The following is a 23,030-nucleotide window of genomic DNA, read 5'->3' on the forward strand; positions in this document are numbered from 1 at the left end:
TTCTAATCCTCCTTTAATATTTCTATTGCTTCTTTTACTGATGAAACAACAAACGATGTTTGTTGTTGGATATCTTTCGGTGATGTTTTAAATGTAAATGAATGATCAACAACTTTAAACATTTCTAAATCATTATAACTATCACCTATTCCTGCTGTTTCATCATTGATTAATTCTTCTAATTTTAAAATTCCTTGTCCTTTACTACATCCCTTTTTAACAACATCAATTGCATTTACATTTTGAAAAGCATGCAACGAAGGATAATATTTATTGATTTCATCAGTTATTTCTTTAGCTCTTTTAGATTCAATTAATGAAAAACTATAAATCTTACGATCTTTAAATTCATCAATTGAATCAAATTGCTTAATATAACTTGGTGCATCACTTGGAACATGTGCAAAATATAAATAATCTTTATCTAAACAATGTGGCCCAGTAATTGTTTCATTTTCATATTTTTGGCAAACTTCTTTTACTAAATAAAAAGGAATCTCTTGTCCATAAACAACATGATAATCCTTATCTAAAACAAGTCCTCCTGTACATAGAACATGATAATCTGGTTTGATTTTGCCTTCCATTAAAGCAAGTACACCACCCAGTGGTCTTCCTGTACATAAAGCAAATTTATTACCTGCTTCTTGAAAAGTTTGGATAGCTTCTATATCTTCTTGATGGAATCCCGCTTTAAAAAAGAGGGTTCCATCAAAATCACTAAATAATATTTTACTCATAGGCTTCATCTGCTTTAAAATGAACACCAGCACTCATTCTTGCTTTTGTCGCAATATCCATCGCTATCAAGCTTTTTTCCATCATTTCATTTGCTTTATCAAAATCTTTATTTTCAATCATCTTAACGAATTCTTTAAATTCATAAATCATGCGATGTGTATCACCTTGTAAATCAAACTCTTCTTCTCTTTGATCATTATATAAAACCTTAAAACCTTTTAAAACATTAGCAGGTGTTTGAATACTAATACATCCTTGATTTCCTTGAATACTTGTCGCAATTGGTGCTTTACAATCTTTTGCACCAATACATACAGCTTTAAAACTTCCATAATCTAAAGTAATGATTCCTGAAGTATCAATATTCTTTTCAATATTTGCCATATAATTTACTTTTAATGGTTTACCAAATAAAGCAACCATTAAATGAATATTATAAATATTTAAATCCATTAAGGCTCCACCTGATTTTGTATAATCAAAAGCAGGTTGAATAATTCCTTCTTTAAATGCATTATATCTAGAAGAATATTGTGAATAATTCGCTGTTACAATTTTAATCTTTCCTAATTCAGATAATTTTTCTTTTATCTTTAAAACATTAGGTAAATATTGTGTAGAAATAGCTTCCAATAAAAATAAATTTTTTTCTTTTGCTAGTTGACTTAATTCTTCTAATTCTTCAACTCTTGAAGTAAAAGGTTTTTCACAAATAACATGTTTTCCTCTTTCTAATGCTTGTTTACACATTTGATAATGAAGATGATTAGGTGTTGCGATATACATGACATCAATATCTTCATCATTTAATAACTCATCATAATTTAAATAGGCCTTTTTTACATGATTTTCTTTCGCCAGTTTTCTTACTTTATCAATCGATTTTTCCGTAGAAGCAATCGCTTCTAACTCAATCCCTTCTACTTCATGAATAAAACTGAACAAACCTCGAACAATCATTCCTGCCCCTGCGATACCTAAACGCATGTTATTTAGCCTCCTTAGCAACTTCTGTTGCTTGTTCTAGTATTCTTAATACTTCTAATACTTCTTCATCTGCCACTACCTTTTCTCCATGATTGAAGATCACTTCATAGAGATTATCATAGATCATTCCATAATCTTGAATTTCTACTGGTACTTTCTTTGTCACATCTTCTCCATTTTCATCTACATAACATAATGTTCCCCAATATTTTTCTGGTAAGGGTTCAAAACTAATTTCTACTGGTCCCGGTTTTGCCTTCAACGCACTTTGATGTCCTAATTGTGGCATGATGAAGCTTCCTTTTCTTCCATGTACTATAAATCTAGGATATTCTAATTTGACATAGAAGTTTGTTTTTACAATTGCTTTCATCTTTCCATAGTATAAATCGATATCTGAATAGTCATCTGAATTCCCTGGATTGTCATAGCTTCTACAGTCACATACGACTTTATCTGGTACACCAAATTCTCCTACGATTTGATCGATTGGATGTACTTGTAATCCATACAACATCCCTAGTCCTTTTCTATCAGCAATTGATGGTCGATAATAATCATAATGTGATTCGATTTCTAAGAGTTCCCCTAAGACTCCTGTTTCAATGACTTTTCTCACTGTTCTCATATCTGCATCAAATCGTCTGTTTTGATTTGCCATGACAACGACACCTTTTTCTTTGGCTAGATCAAAGACTTCTTTTGCTTCTTCAACTGACATGGCAAATGGTTTTTCACATAGACAGTTCTTTCCATGTTCAATGGCTATCTTTGTATAATATGTATGAAATTGATCTGGCGTATTTACAACGATCAAATTCACTTCTTCATCGTTCATTACTTCATCGATATCACTTGTAAAGGTTATATCTGGATACCATGTTTCTCTTTCTTCATCTCCTACACGGTCTTCCATTCTTCGATAGATATATTTGACCTTGATCGTATCCTTTCTTCTTCCTACATAAGGTAGATGATATCTACACACACTGTTTCCAAATCCAATATAAGCTACTACTAACATTTAAAGTTCTCCTTTCAAGATTTCTTTTATTTTCCTTGTTACTCCTGCTTCATCATTCGAATCAATCACTTGAAAAGCTATCTCTTTAAGTGGCTGAATCGCATTTTTCATAGCATAGCTATAATGAACATTTTGAAATAACTCATAATCATTCATTTGATCACCAAATACTGCACACTCTTCTTTTGTAAGATGTAAAGTATTCATTAAAAAATGTATTCCAAACCCTTTATTGATGGTCTCATGTTGAATATCCATCCATTCATTTCCTGATGTCATGATTTTTAAATGGGCTGGTAATTCTTTTTTGATAAGTTCTACATATTTTTCAACATGATGTTGTGGATCATGTATAGAAAACTTAAGAATTCCTTCTTTAATTTCATGAATATCGTTTATAAATACATATTCATCATAATGTCGTTCTATTTCTTCTTTAAAAGAAAGATATTGTTGAGGAATGTATGATTTTTCTTTTCCTCCAATGACTGGCATAATTTTTGGATATTGTTTTAAGATGTTATAAATTGTTTGAACATCTTGTTTATCCATAATAAATGAATAAAGTTCTTTTTTACCTTTTGTAATAAATGAACCATTTTCACTAATAAAGTAAAGCTCATCGCTGTAAGGCAAAAATTGATTGTATAAATGATAGAACTGATTCCCACTTGCAATCACAAAATACATTTCTTTTTCTAATACTTTTTGTAAAACTTCAAAAAATTCATTATCAAACTCTTTTTGACTATTCAATAATGTTCCATCCATATCTGTTGCTAGTAAATGAATCATAAGTAACCTCCTTGCCCTCATTATATAAGGAAACGTTTACCCAAATATTCAAAGATAAAAAAAAGAAATCCGTTTTCACAAAATTTCTTTTAAACATGAAATTGAATTTCATTATCTTCTAGGTGTGGCCATTTGTGCCCAAGTATAAGCTTTACCTTTTAACGTTACTGACATTTGATAGATGTTTTCTGGCCATGTCCCACCACCAAAACCTCCATCACCAATTGCATGAACATCACAACCTGTTTGTTTCATAAGCAATGTCACTTCTCTAATAGTATCTCGATCTGCCGCTTCGACATTACTATTTAAAAAGCTCATTGCGAGTGCACCTTTTCGATGTGTATATTCAATTAGTTCTCTAATTCTCTCTACTGTAATTCCATGTCTTGATCCTGGTGCTGGAAAATCAATAATATCAGCTCCATTTTCAATTAATTGATCAATAATTTCTTTAGCATCATAATCAGCTAGGGGGTCTCCTAATACTTTTTCTACAACACCATCTTCCCATTTTCCAGCAAAAATCAACATATCTTCACCACAAATCTCTCTGGCCTTTTTGGTCCAACGCACAACATCTTTGATAGATGTTCCACTTCCAGGATTTCCTCCTAATATAATGAAGGAAATACCCCAATCCTTACATTTCTTTAAATTTTCTTCAGTGCAAATCATACCTGCTAAATCATATAAATAATCACTTGTTAAATCTAACCCTTCTTTAGGACAGCCCATATAGATTCCTACCGGTCTTCCACCTACTAAATCTTTTATTCCTTGATAATCAAACCCTTGAAGTCCAGGACATGTTTGTGGATTTCTAAAGTCAAACCCATTTAATAAAACCATATCTCCTCCAAAGGCAAACATCAATTCTATACTTGTACAATTAGGAAATAAAATAGGATTCTTTAAATAAGTTTGTCCCATTAATACTCTACCTTCTGATTTAAAAATTGCTTCTTTTAATTGTCTTCCATTATATGTGCTTACTTGACTTGCTTTTGCACTAATTAATCTTGTAACATTATCATTTAATTTCATCATAATCATCTCTCCTTGATTAAAGCATAGAAAATATCTTTCTTTTTCTCAATGAATATTTCTTTTTTTAGAATCAAATTTCATTTAAAATTCTATCTTATGAAATTCAATTTCATCCTTGTTTAAATAAACGATTATTTTTATAATTAATTTATTAAGGAGAAACTTAAAATGATCAAACCAGAATACAAAGAATTAAAAGATTTTCCCATTTCTAATAAAAAGTGAAGGTATTCATTACATACTGCTGATTTTGATAATATAACAATAAGAGCTCTTTATAATATTGAGTATGTAAAACGTGAAATTCCACTTTATCTCAATATTCTTGTTCCCAAAAAACAACTTGAATCTAATGAAAAATATCCACTACTTGTTTATATTCAAGGAAGTGCTTGGAAAAAACAAAATGTAATTGAACATATTATTCCTTTATCAAATATTGCAAAAAAAGGGTTTGTAGTCGCAATCGTACAATATCGAGCTGCAAGTATCGCTCCTTTTCCAGCACAAATTGAAGATACTAAAACAGCTAGTTCCTTTTTAATTGAACGTCATCAAGATTATCAAAATGAAGATAAAGATATTTATAATCAAAATATTCCTATTTGGAAAACTTATGAACCATCTATACAAGACCATGTAACTCCTCCAAGTCCAGAAGGTTTATTACTTGGTGGTGTCAATGTTTTAGAACACAAACAAGAAGCCTATCAAGCTTCTCCGTTACCATATATTAAAAAGGATGTTAACACACCATCTATCTTAATGATTCATGGTAACAAAGATCGTCTTGTTCCTTTTGGTCAAAGTGTTCTATTATATAACACTTTAAAAGAAAATAACAAAGATGTTACTTTCTATTGTGTAGAACATGCAGATCATGGTGGTGCCGCTTTTTGGAATAACCAAGTACTAGACAATTTTTAAAAGAACATATAAAAAAATAGCTCAAACGAGCTATTTTTCACTAAAAGAGAAAACGTTATCTCATTTTGCTAAAACATGTTATTATAGAGTTATAATAATGGAATCCCATAGAAGGAGTGTGCTACTAATGATTCAAGATTTAATTGAAAATGTTAAATTAACACCACAAGAACAAAATATTGTTGATTATATTGATCGTCATCCTAAAGAAGTAATGATTTTAAATGCGAAAGAATTATCAGAAAAGATCTTTGTTAGTCCACCTACTATGAATCGTTTTATTAAAAAGTTAGGATTTTCTGGATATTTTGATTTTCAGCTTACCTTTATTCAAGAACAAAATATGGCAGCTGAAACAAAACATAAAAGAATTACAAAGGATAGTCATGTAAGTGAAATCTTAGATACATTGCCTCTTATTTATCAACATGTTTTCACCGAAACACAAAAACTAACAAAAACAGATACTTTTATTAGAACTGTTAACTATATGCTACAAGCAAAACAAATAGATTTTTATGCAAATGATAACAACTATTCAGAAGTCCAAACAATCGCTTTAAAACTCAATTCGATAGGTATTCGAGCACAAGTATTCAATACCATCAATACTGTTTATTTAGAACATATTAATCCCCAAGAAACACTTGCTTTTGTTGTAAGTCACTCTGGAAGTAATAAAACAATGATTGATGCTGCTTATGCTTTAAGAAAAAAAAGAATTCGCGTGATTGGGTTAACTGGTAGATTATCTCAAGACTTAGAACTTGTTTGTAATGAAAACCTTTATATTGACGCTTATAGTCATCATTTACCTCATAGTATTATGCTCTATGGTCTTTCTATTCATTTTATTTTTGATATTTTATATACTTCTTTATATTTTAAAAAGATTAAATAAAAAAATATGGTTATTTACCATATTTTTTTTGATCTTCTTCAATATTACCATGATGTTGTAATGATTTATCTGTATATTGCATAATTTCAAATTTATTACCATCAGGATCATGAATCCACATTTGCCATGTTTCAGATTGTCCCTTATTTGGTTCAATATCAATTTCAATACCTGCTTTAACTAATTCTTCACGAGTTTCATGAATATCATCTACCATTAACGCAAAATGTGAATAACCTAAACGGGTATCAGGTACTTCATGTTCTAATTGATGATCTGCTTTAGGAAATAGTTCTAAATATTGTCCTGGCGCTAATTCAATGAAGATATAGGCAATATCTTTAGGATTTGTTTCAGCTCTTTGAGCCCAAGCACCTCTATCTTTTTTTCCTTTATATGCTTCATAACGCATTATAATTTTAGCTTTCAAACCTAATTTATTTTCATAGAAATCTCTCATTTCATCCATTTGATCTGTATAAAATGAAAGATGCATTATTTCATTAAATTTCATAAAGATTCTCCTTTAAATAAAAATAGCATTATTTATGTGATATTTAAGAGAGGAAAAATATCGGTGCATGTTATAAATAATGCTATTTCTAACTAATTAATTATTTATTTTTTTGTTTTTCTTCGATTTCTTTTAACATATCAATTCGTACTTGATGTCTTCCACCTTCATATTCTCCTGAAAGCCATGCATCGACGATCATTTTTGCAAGTTCAATTCCTACAACTCTTGCTCCAAAAGCTAACATGTTTGTATTGTTATGTTGTCGTGAAAGTAATGCACTATATGGTTCGCTACATGTTACACATCTAATTCCATTGACTTTATTTGCCGCTAGTGAGATCCCTACTCCTGTTCCACAGATAACGATTCCTTTATCTACTTCTCCATTTACCACTGCATTTGCTACTGCTTCTCCTGATACTGGATAGTTGAATCTTTCTGTACTATCTGTTCCATAGTTGACTACTTCATATCCATATTTTTCTTCTATATATTTTTTGATTTCTTTTTTGTATTCTACTGCTACATGATCATTTCCAATTCCTATTTTCATTTCTCTTCTCCTTCTATCTATTGACGCTTGCCATTCTAAAATACGTATAATGTCTTCCTTTTAAAGAGACTGATAATTGATGAATATTTTCAGGAGATGTACATCCACTAAATCCACCATCACCAATAGCATGAATATCTGCTCCAGTTTCTTTCATTTTTAAAGCTATTAAACGAATTGTATCTGGGTCTGCACATTCTACCGAACTGTTAAGGAAGGTCATTGCAAGTGTACCCGGTTTATATGAATGTATATATTCTACAAGTTCACGAATCATATCTACACTAATACCATGTCGAGAACCTGGAGCAGGTAAATCTATACAGTCAACCCCTGCATCAATTAATTCTTTAATAATTTCCTTTGCATCATAATTTGCAAGTGGGTCACCTAAAACTTTTTCATTAATACCATCTTCCCATTTTCCTGCAAAAACAAAGATTTGATCTTTATATTTTTGTTTGATTCTTTTGGCAGTTTCAACAACATCTTTAATAGATGTTCCACTTCCTGGATTCCCACCTAAAACTATAAAATCAGCACCAAGTTCAATACATTTTTTGACATGTTCATCACTTGCAAGCATTCCTTCTCGACGGTATAGTGCTTTCTTACCACCATCTTCACTTCCTGCTTTAGGACATCCTAAATAAATACCAATTGGTCTTCTACATTTTTCTTTTAATTCTTGAAAAGATAAACCACATAACCCTGGATTATTATCTAAATCATCTAGATCAAAAGTGTTGAGCATAACCATATCTGCCCCAAAAGCAAACATTAATTCACTATTTGTAACACCTCTTACTAATCCAGGACCTGCAAATAGTAAATGTTGTCCCATCACCACACGACCTTCAGATTTAAAAATTGATTCTTTTAAATCCATTGGTGACATTTCTTTAATTTCATCACCCGTCGCACTTATTAAACGTGTTACCATCTTATTTTCCACCTAATTCTAAAGCAAAGTCTAAAACTTTAGCTCCATTCATCATTCCATAATCTTGCATATTAATGATTTCTACAGGTTTACCTGAGTATTTACCTTTTACATTTTTTAGTTCATATCTTACTTGAGGTCCAAGTAAAATAACATCTGCACTATCACCATATTGATCAATACTTCCTACTGGATGAGCTTCAATATGTAATTCAATACCTTTTGCAGCTGCTGCTTCGTTCATTCTATTAACAAGTAAACTTGTTGACATACCCGCTGCACATACTAATAAAATGTTCATAAATCATTTCCCTATAATTTTCTTAATTCTTCAATAATTTCTTGATAACTTCTTCCTTTTCCAAATAATGCACTTGTTCCTAAAATAAATCCCTTAACTCCTATCTTAGACAACATTTCTATTTTCTCTGGCGAACATGCTCCATCAATCATGACATCATATCCTCCATAGTTCTTTGCTTCTTCTACAAACTTTTTAAATTTTGGTGTGACAAAATCTAAATATTTTTGTCCTGCAAACCCTGGATTGACACTCATCAACATCACATAGTCACATAAATGAAGTAAATCCTTTACTGTTTCAAAGGTTGTCCCTGGATTCACTGCAATCCCTGCTTTGGCTCCTGCATCCTTGATCATTTGTAATGTTCTACAAGCATGTGGATCTGTTTCTGGATGAATATAAATGATCTTTGCTCCTAATTGGGCAAACTTTTCTACATATTTTGCTGGTTCTTCAATCATGAGATGCACATCACATGGTTTTGTAGCTGTCTTACAGATATATTCAATATCTTGTAATCCCATCCCAAAGTTTGGTACAAAGCTTCCATCCATCACATCTAAGTGAAAGATATCGATTCCACCTTTTTCTAGATTTTCTATTTCTGTTTTAAGTGATGCAAAATCTGCACACATCATACTTGGACATAATAACTTTTCCATATAACCTCTCCTTTTACAGGTAAACGTTTTCCTATCTTTTTGTAATTTCATTATAAGAAGTTTGAGTAAACGTTTCCACACAAATATATGGCATATGTTGTGCCGTTATCTTAAATCCTTAATTTCATTGAATAATAGAGCATTTTCCTTTATAATTTTAATGTAAGGGAGGTTCTTTTATGGCCCAAAAAAGTATTTCAATTAAAGAAATTGCGAAAATGGCAAATGTTTCCGTAGCCACTGTTTCAAGGGTAATTAATAATAATGGCCGTTTTTCAAAAGAAACAAAAGAAAAAGTAGAAGCACTTATTAAAGAATATGGATATACAACAAATATTGCAGCAAAAAGTCTAAGAACATCAAAGTCTAAAACAATTGGTTTAATTGTTCCTAATATAGATAATGCATGGTTTTCTCAATTAGCTTTAGCAATTGAGAAACATTTTTTTGATAATAATTATTCTGTTTTTATTTGTAATACATCTCAAGATGAACAAAAAGAGATTGCTTATTTTAAATCTCTTGATGCAAAAATGGTAGATGGAATTATATGTATTTCTGGAATTGAAGAAATACCTACTCATTTTTTAAGCAGAGATATTCCTATTGTATGTATTGACCGTAAGCCTAAAGATCATAGTGAAGCTTATTATGTAGAATCTAATCACTATTCTGGTGGTTATCAAGCAACTGAAGAATTAATTAATCAAGGATGTAAGAATATTGTGATTTTATCAAGAAATAAATCATTGTCTGTAAACAGACAACGTCTTAAAGGATATCTAGATGCCTTAAAAGATCATCATCTTGAACCAAAAGAAGAATTACAAATACTTGTAGACGCTAATCAAGCAAACTACGAAGGAGCAAGACAAGCAATCGACAAACTGATTAAAAGTGGAATTCCTTTTGATGGGATTTTTGCGACAAATGACTGGAGAGCTTATGGTGCACTTGTAGCGTTACAAGAAAATAATATTAAAGTTCCTGAAGAAGTTAAATTGATTGGTTTTGATGATATCTTTATCGCTTCTACATCTCATCCATCACTTTCAACGATCAAACAAAATACACCAGCACTTGCGAAAACTGCTTGTGATTTATTGCTTAATTTGATGAATAATGAAAATACGGAAGAATTACAAAAAAGATATATATTACCTATCGAAGTTGTTCGTAGAGAATCAACAGCAAAATAAAGGTCTTTTTAGAAGATCTTTTTTTGTATAAATTCTTGTTAAATACCACCTTTCTAAAGCCTTTCGGTGGTCTTTCGCGGTCATCTCGGCATATTATAAAAATTATTTTATAATATGCCTTTGATTCTATCACCGTACACTTTATAGTCATAAAAACAAAAAACCCCTTGGTTATGAACCTTGGGGCTATTTATATATTTTTAATCTACATCATAAGCTACTAAATCATCAAAAGTTTGTCTACGAATAACTTCTTTAGAATGACCTTGGTATGTAAAGACAACAGCAGGTTTGGGTAATTGGTTGTAGTTAGAAGACATTGAATAATGATAGGCTCCTGTAGAGAACATTGCAAGAATATCACCTGGTTGAGGATCTTGTAACATAATATCTTTAATCAAAATATCTCCTGATTCACAGTTTTTACCAGCAACTGTTACTAAATGATCTGCTTCTTCTCCTGCTTTATTAGCAATAACAGCATCGTATTTAGCATTATATAATGATGAACGAATGTTATCTGTCATTCCACCATCGACACTAATATAATCTCTAATATCTCTAATATATTTATAAGAACCTACTGTATATAAAGTAATTCCAGCATTACCTACACAATAACGTCCTGGTTCTACTAAGACCATTGGTCTTTTCATATCTCTTTTATCGAAACCTTTATAGATGATATCCATGATTGTTGAAACAACATCATCAAATTCTAGTGGGTGATCACTTGCTGTATATTGGATACCAAAACCACCACCAGCATTTAATTTATTAATAACGATTCCAAAGATATCATAGATTTCATAAGCGATATCTACAAATTTATTCATTGCAAGTACATAAGCTTGAATTTCTTCAATTTGACTACCTACGTGACAATGAATTCCATCAAAGTTGATATGTGGTGCATCAATAACTTTTTTAATTGCTTTTAAGTATGTATTATCATGACTTGAAAAACCAAATTTTGTATCTTTGGCTCCAACACGGATATAATCATGTCCACCCGCATAAACACCTGGTGTGATTCTGACTAAACCATTGACCATGACATTTAATTTTGAAGCAATTTCTTCAACAAGTTCAATTTCATAGAAGTTATCAATAACAAAGTTTTCTACACCATTTTCTAATGCGTATTGAATTTCTGAAGGTAATTTATTATTTCCATGGAAATAGATTTTTTTAGGATCAAATCCTGCTTTTAAAGCAACAGAGATTTCTCCTGCACTAACACAATCAATTCCTACTCCATATTCCATAGCTAATTTATAGATTGCTTTACACGAAAATGATTTTGAAGCAAATAGTGGTAATGTATTTTCATATTTATCAATCATTTTTGTTTTTAGTGTATTAAATTGTTTTCTAATATGTCCTTCAGACATAACATAGAGTGGTGTTCCATATTGTTTTACTAAATCAGTCGCTTTGACATCATCTATGTATAAATCGTTTCCCTTAATTTGTGCAAATTCAGTTTGTAAAACCATTTCTTTTCTCCCTAATAAAGTGTTTTTAATGTAAATAAACCAGCTTCTTTATCTTGTAAAGCTTTAGCTGCAGCCAAAGCACCTTGAACAAAAACATCTTTTGATAAAGCTGTATGTTTAATTTCAATAATTTCATCTAATCCTGCAAACATAATTTCATGTTCACCAAAAATTGTTCCACCACGAAGGGCTTGAATACCAATTTCTTCTTTTTTTCTTTTTTCATGAAGTGAACTACGATCATAAACAGGTGTTGTTCCTTGAATTTCATCTTCCATTACTTCATATAAAAGTTTTGCTGTACCTGATGGGGCATCAATTTTTTGATTATGATGTTTTTCTAAGATTTCAATATCATAACCATTATCATAGAATTCTTTAGCAACTTGTCTTAAAATTTTTGTCACCATTTGAATTCCAAAGCTTGTATTATAAGATTGGAAGATAGCAATTTCTTTAGAAGCTTCTTCAATCTTATCTAATTGTTCCTTAGAAAAACCAGTTGTTGCGAAAACAACTTTTGTTTTATTCTTTTTAGCGTAAGCTAAAATATCATCAAGATTGTTTGGATGTGAAAAATCAATAATCACATCCGCACGATCTTGGACTTCTGTTAAATTACTATACATTGCTTCTGGTGCTTTTTCATCAAATTCATAAGAAACCACACCAATTAAATCAAACTCATCTTTTTCTCTTAATTGATGAGCAACTTTCTTACCCATCAAACCATATCCATATAATAATACTTTCATCCTAATACCCCAATTTTTCAAATTCATCCATTGCATCAAATAATGCTTTTTTATTTTCATCTGTTGTTGTAATTAATGGTAATCTTAAACATTCTCCACAAACACCCATTTTAGCAAGAGCTGCTTTAGGCATAATTGGGTTTACATCAATAAATAATAAACGTGAAATAGGATCTAAAGCATAAGCTAATGGTTGTGCTTCTTTAATATTTCCTTTTAAAATTAATTGTGTTAATTTTTCTACCGCTTCTGGATATAAGTTAGAAGTAACAGAAATAACTCCTTTTCCTCCAGCTGCCATAAATGGAAGGATATTATCATCACATCCTGAATATAAATCAAAGTCTAAATCAGCTGTTTTCACTAAGACTTCCATGGCATAAGCAATATTATCAGTGGCATCTTTCATTGCTTGAATATTTTTATGTTTAGCAAGTTCAACAACGGTATCAACTGAAATATTTAATCCTGTTCTTCCTGGTACATTGTATAAAATCATTGGAATATCAACAGCATCAGCAATTGTTGTATAATGTTGAATTAAACCTCTTTGACTTGTTTTATTGTAGTAAGGTGTTACAACAAGAATCGCATCTGCCCCTTTTTCTTTAGCATAACGTGCTTTCTTTAAAGCTGTTTGTGTATCATTTGAACCAGCTCCACAAATAACTTTAACCCCTGTTCCTTTCGCAAGTTCTAATGTTAGATCTAATAATTTAAATTCATCTTCAATTGTAATGGTTGCTGTTTCACCTGTTGTTCCATTTACAAGTAAAGCTTGTACACCACCATCAATCATTCTTTGAACTTGTTTTTTAAATCCTTCAAAATCAATGTCTCCGTTATCAAACATTGGTAATACAAGTGCAACTGCACTTCCTTCAAAAATTGTCATATTTATTTATCCTCCTCGATATGAAATCTTTCTTTTAATAATTGAATTGCTTGATCTAAATTCTTTTTATCAATAACTAAAGAAATTGTTCTTTTACTTGTCGTAATTTGATAAAAATGAATATTAGCTTGTCCTAAGACATCAAATACTTCAGCTGCTAAACCTGGTGTTGTTTCCACCAATTTTCCCCCAACAGCAACTTTAGCGTATTTTCTAATTTGATAAATTTGAATTTGTTTAAATTCATCTTTTAATTTCATGATTGCTTGATTTAGTTTTAATTGGAATTCTTGATCTAATGTAATTTCAATTTGAACAAAATCATCAACAGTAACTTGTGAAATCATGTCTACATTAATTTCTTCATCTTTTAATATAGAAAAGATTTTCGCAATCATTTTAGGATGTTTTGGTACATTTAATAACTTAAGTTGAATGATTTCTCTTTCACAACTTATAGCTTCAATAATATCGTTCATAATTTCCTCCCTATATTTTATTCATCCTCTTATAAAAAGTGACAAATAAAAAATTGCAATGAGTATCATTGCAACAAAAAATTCGTTATCAATGATAGCTCCCCATTACCTTTAGATAATGACAGTTGAATAGGTCTTCCCTAGACACCCAAGATTATACCTCATGCAATAGATACAATCTTTCGGCAAGTGCTCCTCCTTCATTACCTTGTTGCATCAAATAATAATAATCTCATAACATCTTGCGCCTCTATCTTTATTTGAATAGATTTTATCACATCTTTAAATAGTATACAATAATAAGCCTTATTATTTTTCATTTATCAGTAATTTTGATATGATGGAAACAGGAGGGATATTTATGTTATTTATTTGTTATCCAAAATGTTCTACATGTAAAAAAGCTAAAAAATTCTTAACGGATCATCAAATTGAGTTTGATGAAAGACATATCGTTGAAGAAAAACTAAATAAAGATGAATTAAAAGCACTTTATTTAAAGAGTGGTTTACCACTTAAAAGATTCTTTAATACATCAGGTAATCTTTATAAAGAAAAACATTTAAAAGATATTTTACCGACTTTAAGTGAAGAAGAACAATTAGAACTGCTTTCTACTAATGGAATGCTTGTTAAAAGACCTATACTTGAAACGAAAGACAAAGTTCTTGTTGGTTTTAAAGAAGAACAATATAAGGAACTTCTCTAATGCCTGCTGGATATACACATTATTGTTTTGGTAAAGATGTTTATAAACATCTTGATGATCAAAATATTAAAGATTTATTACTTAGAAATGAAAATTGTTTTTTAATTGGTCTTCATGGTCCAGATATTTTCTTTTATGAAAGATGGAATAAAATAGCAAGAAAGATGCATCAAGAAAAAGCCAATACTTTCTTTGAAAAGGCACAAGATATTATTCAAAGTGAAGCACAACTTGCTTATATTCTTGGTTTTATTTGTCATTATTTATTAGATAGTCAAATGCACCCTTATATTAAAAGGATGATTAAAAATACAAATATGGATCATTTTGAAATAGAATCCGATTACGATCGTCTTCTTTTAAAAAGAAATCATCAAGATCCATTACATAAAGAAATCTATGAACATATTCGCTTTAAAGAAAAAGAAATATGTACTATTCAATCCTTTTTCCCTGAACTATCTTATTTAGATATTAAAAAAGCTCTTAAAGGATTAAAAAGAATTGATCATTTATTAAAAGCCCCTAGCTTTTTAAAAAGGGGGCTTATTTATGGATGTTTCCATCTCACATTCAATTTTCATAAACTCCAAGGTTTAATTATTAACTACCATCATAATAAAGAAATGGAAAAATATAATGATATTCTTGATAAAATCTACCAACAAACCTTAAAAGAAGCTCTTATTTATCTTCCTTTATATATTCAAAACTATAAAAAACACGCTCCTTTACCAGAACGCTACTATCACAACTACAAATAGTGCATCAAACGATGCACTATTTTTTATAAATCAAAACCATCTTTGAAAGCTTTACCAACATTTTCTCCTAAAACACGATACGTATTATTGACCATATCAAAAGCAATAATTTCCATTTTATCTGCATCTATCTTACCATTTTCATCTAAATAATCTTCATCAATAGAAACATTCACAACATTTCCAATTAAGTTTCCATCTTCAAAAGATTCAACAGTACATTCTAAAGTAAGTGGATATTCTTCAATAATTGGTGCATCTACATATTTTGAAGGCGTTACATGAACACCACTTTTTTCAATCTTATCTTCTTTATTTCCAGAAACAACACCAAAATAATCAGAAATCTTTTCTGTTTTCTTTGTCGCAAAAGATAAAGTAAAAGCTTTCTTTAATTCTAAATTATCTGTTGTTTTATGTTTAGATAGTGATACATAAACTTGATTATAATCATAAACACCACCCCACGCAGCATTCATAACATTGGCCTTACCATCTTGATCATATGTTGCAAGCATTAAAACAGGTAAAGGCATAAATTGCATTTTATCTCCTAAATCTTTTCTCATATATATAATTCTCCTGATTCTTATATTATACCATAGATAAAATCCAAGCTTTATTAATCTCGACTTATAATTTCTTTAATTCTCTCTAAATCCTGATCATTGATTAATGCATCAAAAATTAGATTGTATTTTTCAAGTGTCAAATTTTCTAATATTTCATCATGTTCTTGGGGAAATTTACTTTTAAAAAGCGCAATAGTATTTTCTTTAGCTTTTAATAATTCTCCCTCAGCTTTTCCTTCTTCTAATGATTCTTTACGAATTCTTTGTTCTTCTTGGTAATGTTGAATTTTAACGAGTTGTCTTTTCTCTGCTGCTAAAACAAGTCCTTCATCTTCATTGAATTGTTCAAGTTTATCTTTCATGATTGTTACCACCTCATTATCTAAGGTCATTATATCATGGGTAAGTCCTTGATATAAGATGTAGATTAAGATTTCTGATTTACTAAAGCTTTTAATTCCTCTTTCTTTTTCAATAACTTTAATAAAAGGAAGTTGTACAAAGTAGCTTTCTATTAAATTAAACTTTCTTACATATCCATGTCTATTTCTAGGCATATAAGCATCTATCAATTCAAGATTGTCTTTATCAATATCATCAATAAAAAGAATAGTTACTACTTTATGTAGATTTTCACTATATTTCTTATCTCCTCGATTGACTTGATGATCAAGCATGCGAGATTCATAAGCTTGAAAACGATGATAGATTTCTCTAGAAAACTTTGTATTCTGCATTTCTATATCAATCAGTTCACCATCTTCTGTTTTTACCTGAACATCCAAAATCATATCTTTATCACTTATATGATTAGGATTAAGTTCAGAGTTTAAGACTGTAATTTCTTGAGTTTTGATATGTGCAATCTCTTCGATGATGAGTTTTAATAGATAGTAACACTGAACATCTTTCATATTGGATAATAGATACTTAAATACAAGATCATTTTTAAAATCGGCAATTCTAGGTCTTATCTTTTCCATTATAAAATTCTCCTTTCAGTATATATATAGACACTAAAAGTCAAAATTTCTTTTAAAAAATGAATTTTTTTATTTTTAATTGTTTAATTCAGTATTTTATTAAAAATATCACTATAGAATTTATATGAAAGTGTTTTCAATATACAGTTTTATGTATGGTATAATAATATATAAGGAGGCGATTAGTTATGCAATACTTTACTTTTTTAGGAGTTGGTACTCTTCCTGAAGGCTATGAAGAGGCGCTTTATTCTTTTGAAGATAACAAAGAAGAAATTCATGCTTCTAAGTACGTTCAGAGCGCTATCATTGAAAAATTTCAATCAGCTATTTCTGAAGTATTTGTATTTTGTACCGAGAAGTCATATAGTCTAGGTGCTAGAAACATTAAAAATGAAATAAAAACTAAATTTAATATAGATATTAAATTTATAACTATAAATGAATTCGTAAAAATTGAAGAAATTCTACAAAAAATGGATGAAGTATTAAAAGAAGATTTTATTATTGATGTTACACATAGTTTTAGAAATATTCCAATTTCAGTGACAATGATATCTAATTATTTAGAAGTATCAACTAAAAAACAATTAAAGCATCTATTCTATGGTAATTATAATCGTGAAACTAATGAAGGATTAATTATTGATTTAATTAACCAATATGAAAATTCAAAAATTGCTTCATCATTAATGGCATTTGATCAATTTTTAAAGATATCAGATACATATTTATACAATTTAAATGATAATAAAATAAATAATTTGATGAAAGGCATTTATCAATTTAATCACATGCTAGATTATTGTGAATTTGATAGCTGTGTTCATTCTATTTCTCAAATTTATAATTTCTGCCAATCCATATTAAAAGAAAAAGATAAATATATTCTTCTTACACCATATCTCAAAAGTATACAAAAGAAATTATCAAATATTTATATAGAAAAAAATGATGCTATTAAAAAAATCAAATTTATTAAACTTTTATTAGCTCATAATTCTTTACAAATTGCTATTACGTTTACAGATCAACTAATTAGGGAAGAACTTGTGCATTATTATTATTTTCCAGATAGTAAATCGTTTAAAGAAGAATTATTAAATAAAATTGCTAAAGAATCAGATTTTTATGACTTATCAACAGATCTTTTATTCTTTTTAAATATACGAAATTCATCTAAGAATATAAATTCAAAAGATTATATAGTCAACATTCGTAATAAGAATAATAATCTTTCTAAAGATGTTTCTCTTCTTGATAAAGAAAATATAAATATCTTTTATATAAAAATACGAAATGTTGTTAATCATGGTGGGAAAATTGATCAAAATATAGATGTAAATAAAATAATTTTAAAATGCCTTGATAGTATAGAAAAATTTATAAAGGAGGGCTAAAATGAATAATTTAAATATTGCTTATGCAGCTTTGCTTCATGATATTGGGAAATTTTATCAAAGAACTACAAAGATTTCTTTACTAAACTCACAAGAAATTGCATCTACTCCAATACATGCAAATGGCTATCATACACATATTCATAGTGGATATACTGCAAAATTTTTTCATGATTATCTTCATTTGAATGATCAGCTAGAAAAAGCATCTAGTGGACATCATATTAATGAGGTTGATGAATTTGATAGTATTATTCGTGATGCTGATCGAATTGCTTCTAAAATTGATAGAAATGATGAAAACTTTGATTTTGAGGAAAATCATAAAAAAACTAGATATCAATACATTACGTCTAGACTATCATCTATTATGGGAAATATAGATTTTGGACAAACAATTTATGATTCGAAGTTCAAATTAACTAGCGTAGATCAATGTATGAACCCGTGTAGAAATAATATTGAACAAAATACAATTGAAAGTATTGAGGAATATAAAAAACTATTCACTCAATTTATTGAAGAAATAAAATTCGATAATTTATTAATTGGTAAACCAACGCCCTATAAATATCATCGTATGTATTCTTTACTTTATAAATATACAACCTTGATTCCTTCTTCTACATATGAAACAAATAATCAAACTGTAAGTTTATTTGATCATTTAAAACTTACAACAGCTATTGCAAGCTGTTTATCACAAAATAATTGTAATAACTTTTATATGTTAGAATTTGATGTCTCTGGTATTCAAAGTTTTATTTATAAAATTACCGAAGGATCTAAAACTAAAACTAATATTGCTAAATCTTTAAGAGGGCGTTCAGCATTTGTTACTCTTATTACTAATGCCATTACATATACAATATTAGATAAATTTAAACTTACACAAGCTAATATCATTTTCAATACTGGTGGAGGAGCATTACTCTTATTACCTTATTTAGATGATACTGAAAAAATCATTCATAATACATTCAACACTATAACAAAAGAACTTTATAAAAGATTTAATACTTCATTATCTGTTGTTTACGCAATTGAGAAAGTTGATAAGTTTGAATTAAGTAATTTCAAAACAGAAAAGGCCCTTGCATTAAAAACAAAATTAGAGGAATATAAATTAAAAAAATTCTATCCTTTAATTAATAATGATTTCTGTGTTGAACATTTAGAAGATAAAGAAATTTGTGAATTATGTGGTCAAAATTATGTAAAAAAAGATCATAAATGTCAAAATTGCTTAGACATTCTAAATATATCTGATTATTACACAAAACACGATAAATTCACTATCCTATACTCTAATTTAGATTATAATAATTGTTTAATGGATTTAGGTTTTATAAAAATTTACTTTTTTGAAAAAATACCTCATGAATTAATTAATAAAAATGACTTTTATTATATAGATGCTGTTAATCATTTTGAAGCAGGAAATGTCAAACTTATTGCTAACCTTGTTCCAAAAGAAAATAATACTATTTTAAATTTTGAAAATATTACAAAAACATTAGATAAATCTTATGGTGATGAAAAATTAGGAGTTCTTAAAATGGATGTCGATAATCTTGGAGCAATCTTTGCTTTTGGACTTAAACAAGGAAAAAATAATGATGTAACATTACAACGTTCTTTATCAAAATATTTAACTTTAAGTAGATTTATAGAATTATTCTTTGGATACAAATTAAAACAAATTTGCCTTGATTTAAGTAAAAAACTAAAAAATAAAAACGAAAACATCTTTTATATTAATTATGCTGGAGGAGATGATCTTGTTATTTTAGGACCAATTTATGGAATTCTACAATTAGCCAATAAAATACATATTGAATTTAAAGAATTTGTTCAAAATCCTAATATAACATTATCAGCTGGTATACATATTCAAAATCCTAAAAAACCTATACGTTTTGGAATTAAAATGGCAGATAATGCATTAGAAGCCTCAAAATCTTATGTAAAAGATAACCGCTCAAAAAATGCTATTACAATTATGAACAGTACTTTTTCATTCGAAGAATTACCAAATATTTTAAATAAAATAGAGACTTATCGTGGTTATTTAAATGATAAAACAAATCCATTATCTCGTACTGGATTTTATAACATTATGTCCCATATGGATAATAAAACACTAGATGAATACTATTCAATAATTCCTATTATTCAATATTCACTATATAGACAAATCGATAATAGCCATGAGACTTTAAGAAAAAAAATATTACAAGATTTAACAACTCTAAAAACAGACGAAGAAATTAACAAACAAGTAACTATTATGAAACTCGTTATCTTATTTACAAGGGAGGTTAATTAAATGAGTTATAACACTAAACAACATAGATTACCAAACAAACCACCAAAAGAAAGAAATAATATGCCCGAAAAAATAACTATCCCATTATCAGAAAAATACACTAATCCTGCTGAAATATTTCTTGATACTGGAATAGCCTACAAAATAGCAAATAAAATGGGAGATATAGCACCACATCAATTAAGAAAAATTCTAAATGTCTTAAAAGAATCTGTAACAATCGTAAAACGTAATCCAAATAAATTTATTGATGCTAGAAATAAACTTTATTACATTGTTCCCTTAACTGCTTATAACACAGGTAGAAATAAAGGACTTCAAGAATTATATAATTTTGTCTATCAACATATTAATGAAAAAGCTATTCAATCACCAAAAGATATTGAAATATTAGACCAAATTTTTACAAGTATTATTGCTTACCATAAAGTATTAAATCAAAATAAAAAGGAGAAATAAAAATGTTAAAAAAGACTCATAGAATACAACTAAAAATTGAATTATTGTCAGGAATGCATATAACTGGTGGAGATGATACTTTTGATATTGGAGGTGCAGATTCACAAGTTATTAAAAATCCTCTAACTGGTGAACCCTATATACCTGGCAGTACTTTAAAAGGAAAAATTCGTTCTCTTTTAGAATTTAAATATGGAACATTTATAAATAACGAATTAAAACCTGTGCCTGAGCATAATCAATTATTAAGCTTATTTGAGCCAAATACAAATGACATACCACAAATGACTAGAGCTATCTTTAGAGATGCTGTTTTAACAGAATCTAGTAAAATCGAATTACAAACATATTTAGGTGAGCATACATATACTGAAATTAAAGCTGAAAATAAAATTAATAGATTTAAAGGGACGGCTGATGCTCCACGATTTATTGAACGTGTTCCTGCTGGTAGTAAATTTATTGGTTACATAGACTTGCTTGAATTTGATAACGATGATTATCAAACACTTTATAAATACTTAGAAACTGGTGTAAATTTACTTAATTATAATTATATTGGTGGTAGTGGATCACGAGGATATGGGCGTATCCAAATAGAAATGGAAGAGTTGAATAACAATGAAGGAATATAAGTTAGTTTTTAAACCATTATCAACTATTACCAATATTCCAAATGCTCAAACTATTTTTGGAGCAATATGTAATATTATAGTAAATACACAAGGAGAAGAAGCTTTAAATAATTATATTAGTTCATTTAATAATCAACCTCTTTTTATACATTCATCCATGTTTCCATTGAATATGTTACCAATGGTTCACTATAACATTTTTGATATAGATTATATAAATCATAATATTTTAAAAGAAAAAAGTATTGATCAATTATCTTACTTACAAACATTAAAAAATTATAAAAAAATAAATTATACTACAGAATCTATTTTTAATGACTATATTATTAAATCTGATTTCAATAAAATGCGTGATGATTTACTTAATAAAAAAATAAACATTAAAAACTATTGTCTTCAAAAAGCTAGTGAAAATATATTATTTGAACAAACCAAACAACTCAATACACATGTAAGAAAAAAAGATTACTACAACACTTCTATAGGGGATGATAATGCTTTGTATTACGATGATACTATATATACTAATGGATTATTTTATATATTAGTTAAAACAAATGAAAATATTAAAAAAATAAAAGATATATTTTCTTATTCTCATTTTTTCGGTTTTGGACCTCGCCACTCTGTTGGAAAAAACAGTTTTAAATTAATTTCTATAGAAGAAATAAAAAGAAAACCTAATTTAAATAATAAACTTTTGCTTTCTCAATCAGTTTTCGATGAATGCATCAATTTAAGTGAATCAAACTATCAAATTATTTCTAAACAATATCATCCTTCTAAAACATATATAAATAAAGCAACTCATAAAATGAATTTATTTAATGAAGGAAGCTATTTAAAACTAACACAAGATAAAGAATGGATAGGTAAAATTCTATCATTCAATATTGATAAAAAACCATTATACTACTATGGCATTGGCTACATTATATAGGAGGT

At 28.7% G+C, this 23,030-nt stretch carries 26 protein-coding genes and 1 riboswitch; of the genes, 10 read left to right on the plus strand and 16 right to left on the minus strand.

All coding sequences use genetic code 11. From position 1 onward, the window contains the following. Positions 1 to 2: 2 nt before the first annotated feature. From LJD32_RS01240 to LJD32_RS01260, 5 genes are all read right to left on the minus strand, one after another. Positions 3 to 740 (minus strand): HAD-IIB family hydrolase, encoded by a 738-nt coding sequence (locus tag LJD32_RS01240; protein ID WP_227391575.1) that lies wholly within the window; start codon positions 738 to 740, stop codon positions 3 to 5. Continuing rightward, positions 733 to 1,728 carry a Gfo/Idh/MocA family protein gene (locus tag LJD32_RS01245; protein ID WP_227391576.1) on the minus strand — a complete coding sequence of 332 codons (996 nt, stop codon included), beginning with the start codon at positions 1,726 to 1,728 and terminating at the stop codon, positions 733 to 735. Before LJD32_RS01245 ends, LJD32_RS01240 begins: the two co-directional genes overlap by 8 nt. 1 nt (position 1,729) lies before the next feature. Next, entirely contained in the window at positions 1,730 to 2,752 is a 1,023-nt protein-coding gene (locus LJD32_RS01250; protein WP_227391577.1) for a Gfo/Idh/MocA family oxidoreductase, read from the minus strand. Continuing rightward, positions 2,753 to 3,547, minus strand: coding sequence for an HAD family hydrolase (locus tag LJD32_RS01255; RefSeq protein ID WP_227391578.1), 795 nt, complete (start codon positions 3,545 to 3,547; stop codon positions 2,753 to 2,755). A gap of 111 nt (positions 3,548 to 3,658) precedes the next feature. Continuing rightward, on the minus strand, positions 3,659 to 4,597 hold the full coding sequence (locus LJD32_RS01260; RefSeq protein WP_227391579.1) for a hypothetical protein: 939 nt from the start codon (positions 4,595 to 4,597) through the stop codon (positions 3,659 to 3,661). Between the two features lie 321 nt (positions 4,598 to 4,918). Between LJD32_RS01260 and LJD32_RS15580 the strand changes: the two genes are divergently transcribed. Together LJD32_RS15580 and LJD32_RS01270 are read left to right on the plus strand one after the other, a co-directional pair. Next, a complete protein-coding gene (locus LJD32_RS15580; protein ID WP_227391618.1) occupies positions 4,919 to 5,524 on the plus strand; it encodes a prolyl oligopeptidase family serine peptidase in 606 nt (201 codons plus the stop codon). Between the two features lie 127 nt (positions 5,525 to 5,651). Beyond that, a complete protein-coding gene (locus LJD32_RS01270; RefSeq protein WP_227391580.1) occupies positions 5,652 to 6,425 on the plus strand; it encodes a MurR/RpiR family transcriptional regulator in 774 nt (257 codons plus the stop codon). Positions 6,426 to 6,435: 10 nt separating this feature from the next. Here LJD32_RS01270 and LJD32_RS01275 read toward each other — a convergent pair whose 3' ends face one another. The 5 genes from LJD32_RS01275 to rpe form a co-directional block, all read right to left on the minus strand. Further along, complete coding sequence (locus LJD32_RS01275) at positions 6,436 to 6,939, minus strand: VOC family protein (RefSeq protein WP_227391581.1); 504 nt, start codon at positions 6,937 to 6,939, stop codon at positions 6,436 to 6,438. Between the two features lie 100 nt (positions 6,940 to 7,039). Further along, a complete protein-coding gene (rpiB, locus tag LJD32_RS01280; RefSeq protein ID WP_117574385.1) occupies positions 7,040 to 7,495 on the minus strand; it encodes a ribose 5-phosphate isomerase B in 456 nt (151 codons plus the stop codon). Between the two features lie 13 nt (positions 7,496 to 7,508). Then, on the minus strand, positions 7,509 to 8,438 hold the full coding sequence (locus tag LJD32_RS01285; RefSeq protein WP_227391582.1) for a hypothetical protein: 930 nt from the start codon (positions 8,436 to 8,438) through the stop codon (positions 7,509 to 7,511). Between the two features lies 1 nt (position 8,439). Then, positions 8,440 to 8,739 carry a PTS sugar transporter subunit IIB gene (locus tag LJD32_RS01290; RefSeq protein WP_032091044.1) on the minus strand — a complete coding sequence of 100 codons (300 nt, stop codon included), beginning with the start codon at positions 8,737 to 8,739 and terminating at the stop codon, positions 8,440 to 8,442. Between the two features lie 11 nt (positions 8,740 to 8,750). Next, positions 8,751 to 9,404 carry a ribulose-phosphate 3-epimerase gene (rpe, locus tag LJD32_RS01295; protein WP_227391583.1) on the minus strand — a complete coding sequence of 218 codons (654 nt, stop codon included), beginning with the start codon at positions 9,402 to 9,404 and terminating at the stop codon, positions 8,751 to 8,753. Positions 9,405 to 9,583: 179 nt separating this feature from the next. Between rpe and LJD32_RS01300 the strand changes: the two genes are divergently transcribed. After that, complete coding sequence (locus LJD32_RS01300) at positions 9,584 to 10,603, plus strand: LacI family DNA-binding transcriptional regulator (RefSeq protein ID WP_227391584.1); 1,020 nt, start codon at positions 9,584 to 9,586, stop codon at positions 10,601 to 10,603. A gap of 200 nt (positions 10,604 to 10,803) precedes the next feature. On the opposite strand, the gene lysA is transcribed toward LJD32_RS01300, so the two are convergent. The 4 genes from lysA to LJD32_RS01320 are packed head-to-tail and all read right to left on the minus strand — an operon-like array spanning position 10,804 to position 14,231. Continuing rightward, complete coding sequence (gene lysA / locus LJD32_RS01305; protein WP_227359249.1) at positions 10,804 to 12,102, minus strand: diaminopimelate decarboxylase; 1,299 nt, start codon at positions 12,100 to 12,102, stop codon at positions 10,804 to 10,806. An 11-nt stretch (positions 12,103 to 12,113) separates the two neighbouring features. Further along, positions 12,114 to 12,857, minus strand: coding sequence for a 4-hydroxy-tetrahydrodipicolinate reductase (gene dapB, locus LJD32_RS01310; RefSeq protein WP_032091257.1), 744 nt, complete (start codon positions 12,855 to 12,857; stop codon positions 12,114 to 12,116). A gap of 1 nt (position 12,858) precedes the next feature. Further along, the gene (gene dapA / locus LJD32_RS01315) at positions 12,859 to 13,752 is read right to left on the minus strand and encodes a 4-hydroxy-tetrahydrodipicolinate synthase (RefSeq protein WP_227391585.1); all 894 of its coding nucleotides are present in this window, start codon (positions 13,750 to 13,752) and stop codon (positions 12,859 to 12,861) included. A 2-nt stretch (positions 13,753 to 13,754) separates the two neighbouring features. Next, positions 13,755 to 14,231, minus strand: coding sequence for an ACT domain-containing protein (locus LJD32_RS01320; RefSeq protein ID WP_032091049.1), 477 nt, complete (start codon positions 14,229 to 14,231; stop codon positions 13,755 to 13,757). A gap of 87 nt (positions 14,232 to 14,318) precedes the next feature. Continuing rightward, a riboswitch (Lysine riboswitch) is annotated at positions 14,319 to 14,492 on the minus strand. Between the two features lie 100 nt (positions 14,493 to 14,592). On the opposite strand from LJD32_RS01320, the gene LJD32_RS01325 reads away from it, so the two are divergent. Continuing rightward, entirely contained in the window at positions 14,593 to 14,940 is a 348-nt protein-coding gene (locus tag LJD32_RS01325; RefSeq protein WP_106987382.1) for a Spx/MgsR family RNA polymerase-binding regulatory protein, read from the plus strand. Beyond that, the gene (locus LJD32_RS01330) at positions 14,940 to 15,704 is read left to right on the plus strand and encodes a zinc dependent phospholipase C family protein (protein ID WP_118536262.1); all 765 of its coding nucleotides are present in this window, start codon (positions 14,940 to 14,942) and stop codon (positions 15,702 to 15,704) included. Before LJD32_RS01325 ends, LJD32_RS01330 begins: the two co-directional genes overlap by 1 nt. Before the next feature lie 23 nt (positions 15,705 to 15,727). Here LJD32_RS01330 and LJD32_RS01335 read toward each other — a convergent pair whose 3' ends face one another. Beyond that, positions 15,728 to 16,273 (minus strand): flavin reductase family protein, encoded by a 546-nt coding sequence (locus tag LJD32_RS01335; RefSeq protein WP_227391586.1) that lies wholly within the window; start codon positions 16,271 to 16,273, stop codon positions 15,728 to 15,730. A gap of 53 nt (positions 16,274 to 16,326) precedes the next feature. Next, positions 16,327 to 17,259: an Rpn family recombination-promoting nuclease/putative transposase gene (locus LJD32_RS01340; RefSeq protein WP_227391587.1), complete on the minus strand. Its 933-nt coding sequence runs from the start codon at positions 17,257 to 17,259 to the stop codon at positions 16,327 to 16,329. A gap of 188 nt (positions 17,260 to 17,447) precedes the next feature. Here LJD32_RS01340 and LJD32_RS01345 point away from each other — a divergent pair, with 188 nt between their 5' ends. Genes LJD32_RS01345 through csm4 form a run of 5 tightly spaced genes read left to right on the plus strand, consistent with a single transcriptional unit; the run spans position 17,448 to position 23,025 of the window. Further along, the gene (locus LJD32_RS01345) at positions 17,448 to 18,659 is read left to right on the plus strand and encodes a CRISPR-associated DxTHG motif protein (protein WP_227391588.1); all 1,212 of its coding nucleotides are present in this window, start codon (positions 17,448 to 17,450) and stop codon (positions 18,657 to 18,659) included. A gap of 1 nt (position 18,660) precedes the next feature. Further along, positions 18,661 to 20,988: a type III-A CRISPR-associated protein Cas10/Csm1 gene (cas10, locus tag LJD32_RS01350; protein WP_227391589.1), complete on the plus strand. Its 2,328-nt coding sequence runs from the start codon at positions 18,661 to 18,663 to the stop codon at positions 20,986 to 20,988. After that, positions 20,989 to 21,447, plus strand: a complete 459-nt coding sequence (gene csm2 / locus LJD32_RS01355; RefSeq protein ID WP_022002449.1) for a type III-A CRISPR-associated protein Csm2 — start codon at positions 20,989 to 20,991, stop codon at positions 21,445 to 21,447. It abuts the gene before it with no gap. Positions 21,448 to 21,449: 2 nt separating this feature from the next. Further along, positions 21,450 to 22,082, plus strand: coding sequence for a type III-A CRISPR-associated RAMP protein Csm3 (gene csm3, locus LJD32_RS01360; RefSeq protein ID WP_022002450.1), 633 nt, complete (start codon positions 21,450 to 21,452; stop codon positions 22,080 to 22,082). Continuing rightward, positions 22,069 to 23,025: a type III-A CRISPR-associated RAMP protein Csm4 gene (gene csm4 / locus LJD32_RS01365; RefSeq protein WP_022002451.1), complete on the plus strand. Its 957-nt coding sequence runs from the start codon at positions 22,069 to 22,071 to the stop codon at positions 23,023 to 23,025. Before csm3 ends, csm4 begins: the two co-directional genes overlap by 14 nt. The last annotated feature ends 5 nt before the right edge of the window (positions 23,026 to 23,030 follow it).

The sequence above is a fragment of the Faecalibacillus sp. TM498 genome, from assembly GCF_020589955.1.
In the GTDB taxonomy this organism is placed as follows: domain Bacteria; phylum Bacillota_I; class Bacilli_A; order Erysipelotrichales; family Coprobacillaceae; genus Faecalibacillus; species Faecalibacillus intestinalis.

Bases quoted from the DNA above. Each gene is read 5' to 3' on its own strand.
- LJD32_RS01240 (WP_227391575.1), bottom strand. From the start codon at position 740: ATGAGTAAAATATTATTTAGTGATTTTGATGGAACCCTCTTTTTTAAA.
- LJD32_RS01245 (WP_227391576.1), bottom strand. From the start codon at position 1,728: ATGCGTTTAGGTATCGCAGGGGCAGGAATGATTGTTCGAGGTTTGTTC.
- LJD32_RS01250 (WP_227391577.1), bottom strand. From the start codon at position 2,752: ATGTTAGTAGTAGCTTATATTGGATTTGGAAACAGTGTGTGTAGATAT.
- LJD32_RS01255 (WP_227391578.1), bottom strand. From the start codon at position 3,547: ATGATTCATTTACTAGCAACAGATATGGATGGAACATTATTGAATAGT.
- LJD32_RS01260 (WP_227391579.1), bottom strand. From the start codon at position 4,597: ATGATGAAATTAAATGATAATGTTACAAGATTAATTAGTGCAAAAGCA.
- LJD32_RS01270 (WP_227391580.1), top strand. From the start codon at position 5,652: ATGATTCAAGATTTAATTGAAAATGTTAAATTAACACCACAAGAACAA.
- LJD32_RS01275 (WP_227391581.1), bottom strand. From the start codon at position 6,939: ATGAAATTTAATGAAATAATGCATCTTTCATTTTATACAGATCAAATG.
- rpiB (WP_117574385.1), bottom strand. From the start codon at position 7,495: ATGAAAATAGGAATTGGAAATGATCATGTAGCAGTAGAATACAAAAAA.
- LJD32_RS01285 (WP_227391582.1), bottom strand. From the start codon at position 8,438: ATGGTAACACGTTTAATAAGTGCGACGGGTGATGAAATTAAAGAAATG.
- LJD32_RS01290 (WP_032091044.1), bottom strand. From the start codon at position 8,739: ATGAACATTTTATTAGTATGTGCAGCGGGTATGTCAACAAGTTTACTT.
- rpe (WP_227391583.1), bottom strand. From the start codon at position 9,404: ATGGAAAAGTTATTATGTCCAAGTATGATGTGTGCAGATTTTGCATCA.
- LJD32_RS01300 (WP_227391584.1), top strand. From the start codon at position 9,584: ATGGCCCAAAAAAGTATTTCAATTAAAGAAATTGCGAAAATGGCAAAT.
- lysA (WP_227359249.1), bottom strand. From the start codon at position 12,102: ATGGTTTTACAAACTGAATTTGCACAAATTAAGGGAAACGATTTATAC.
- dapB (WP_032091257.1), bottom strand. From the start codon at position 12,857: ATGAAAGTATTATTATATGGATATGGTTTGATGGGTAAGAAAGTTGCT.
- dapA (WP_227391585.1), bottom strand. From the start codon at position 13,752: ATGACAATTTTTGAAGGAAGTGCAGTTGCACTTGTATTACCAATGTTT.
- LJD32_RS01320 (WP_032091049.1), bottom strand. From the start codon at position 14,231: ATGAACGATATTATTGAAGCTATAAGTTGTGAAAGAGAAATCATTCAA.
- LJD32_RS01325 (WP_106987382.1), top strand. From the start codon at position 14,593: ATGTTATTTATTTGTTATCCAAAATGTTCTACATGTAAAAAAGCTAAA.
- LJD32_RS01330 (WP_118536262.1), top strand. From the start codon at position 14,940: ATGCCTGCTGGATATACACATTATTGTTTTGGTAAAGATGTTTATAAA.
- LJD32_RS01335 (WP_227391586.1), bottom strand. From the start codon at position 16,273: ATGAGAAAAGATTTAGGAGATAAAATGCAATTTATGCCTTTACCTGTT.
- LJD32_RS01340 (WP_227391587.1), bottom strand. From the start codon at position 17,259: ATGGAAAAGATAAGACCTAGAATTGCCGATTTTAAAAATGATCTTGTA.
- LJD32_RS01345 (WP_227391588.1), top strand. From the start codon at position 17,448: ATGCAATACTTTACTTTTTTAGGAGTTGGTACTCTTCCTGAAGGCTAT.
- cas10 (WP_227391589.1), top strand. From the start codon at position 18,661: ATGAATAATTTAAATATTGCTTATGCAGCTTTGCTTCATGATATTGGG.
- csm2 (WP_022002449.1), top strand. From the start codon at position 20,989: ATGAGTTATAACACTAAACAACATAGATTACCAAACAAACCACCAAAA.
- csm3 (WP_022002450.1), top strand. From the start codon at position 21,450: ATGTTAAAAAAGACTCATAGAATACAACTAAAAATTGAATTATTGTCA.
- csm4 (WP_022002451.1), top strand. From the start codon at position 22,069: ATGAAGGAATATAAGTTAGTTTTTAAACCATTATCAACTATTACCAAT.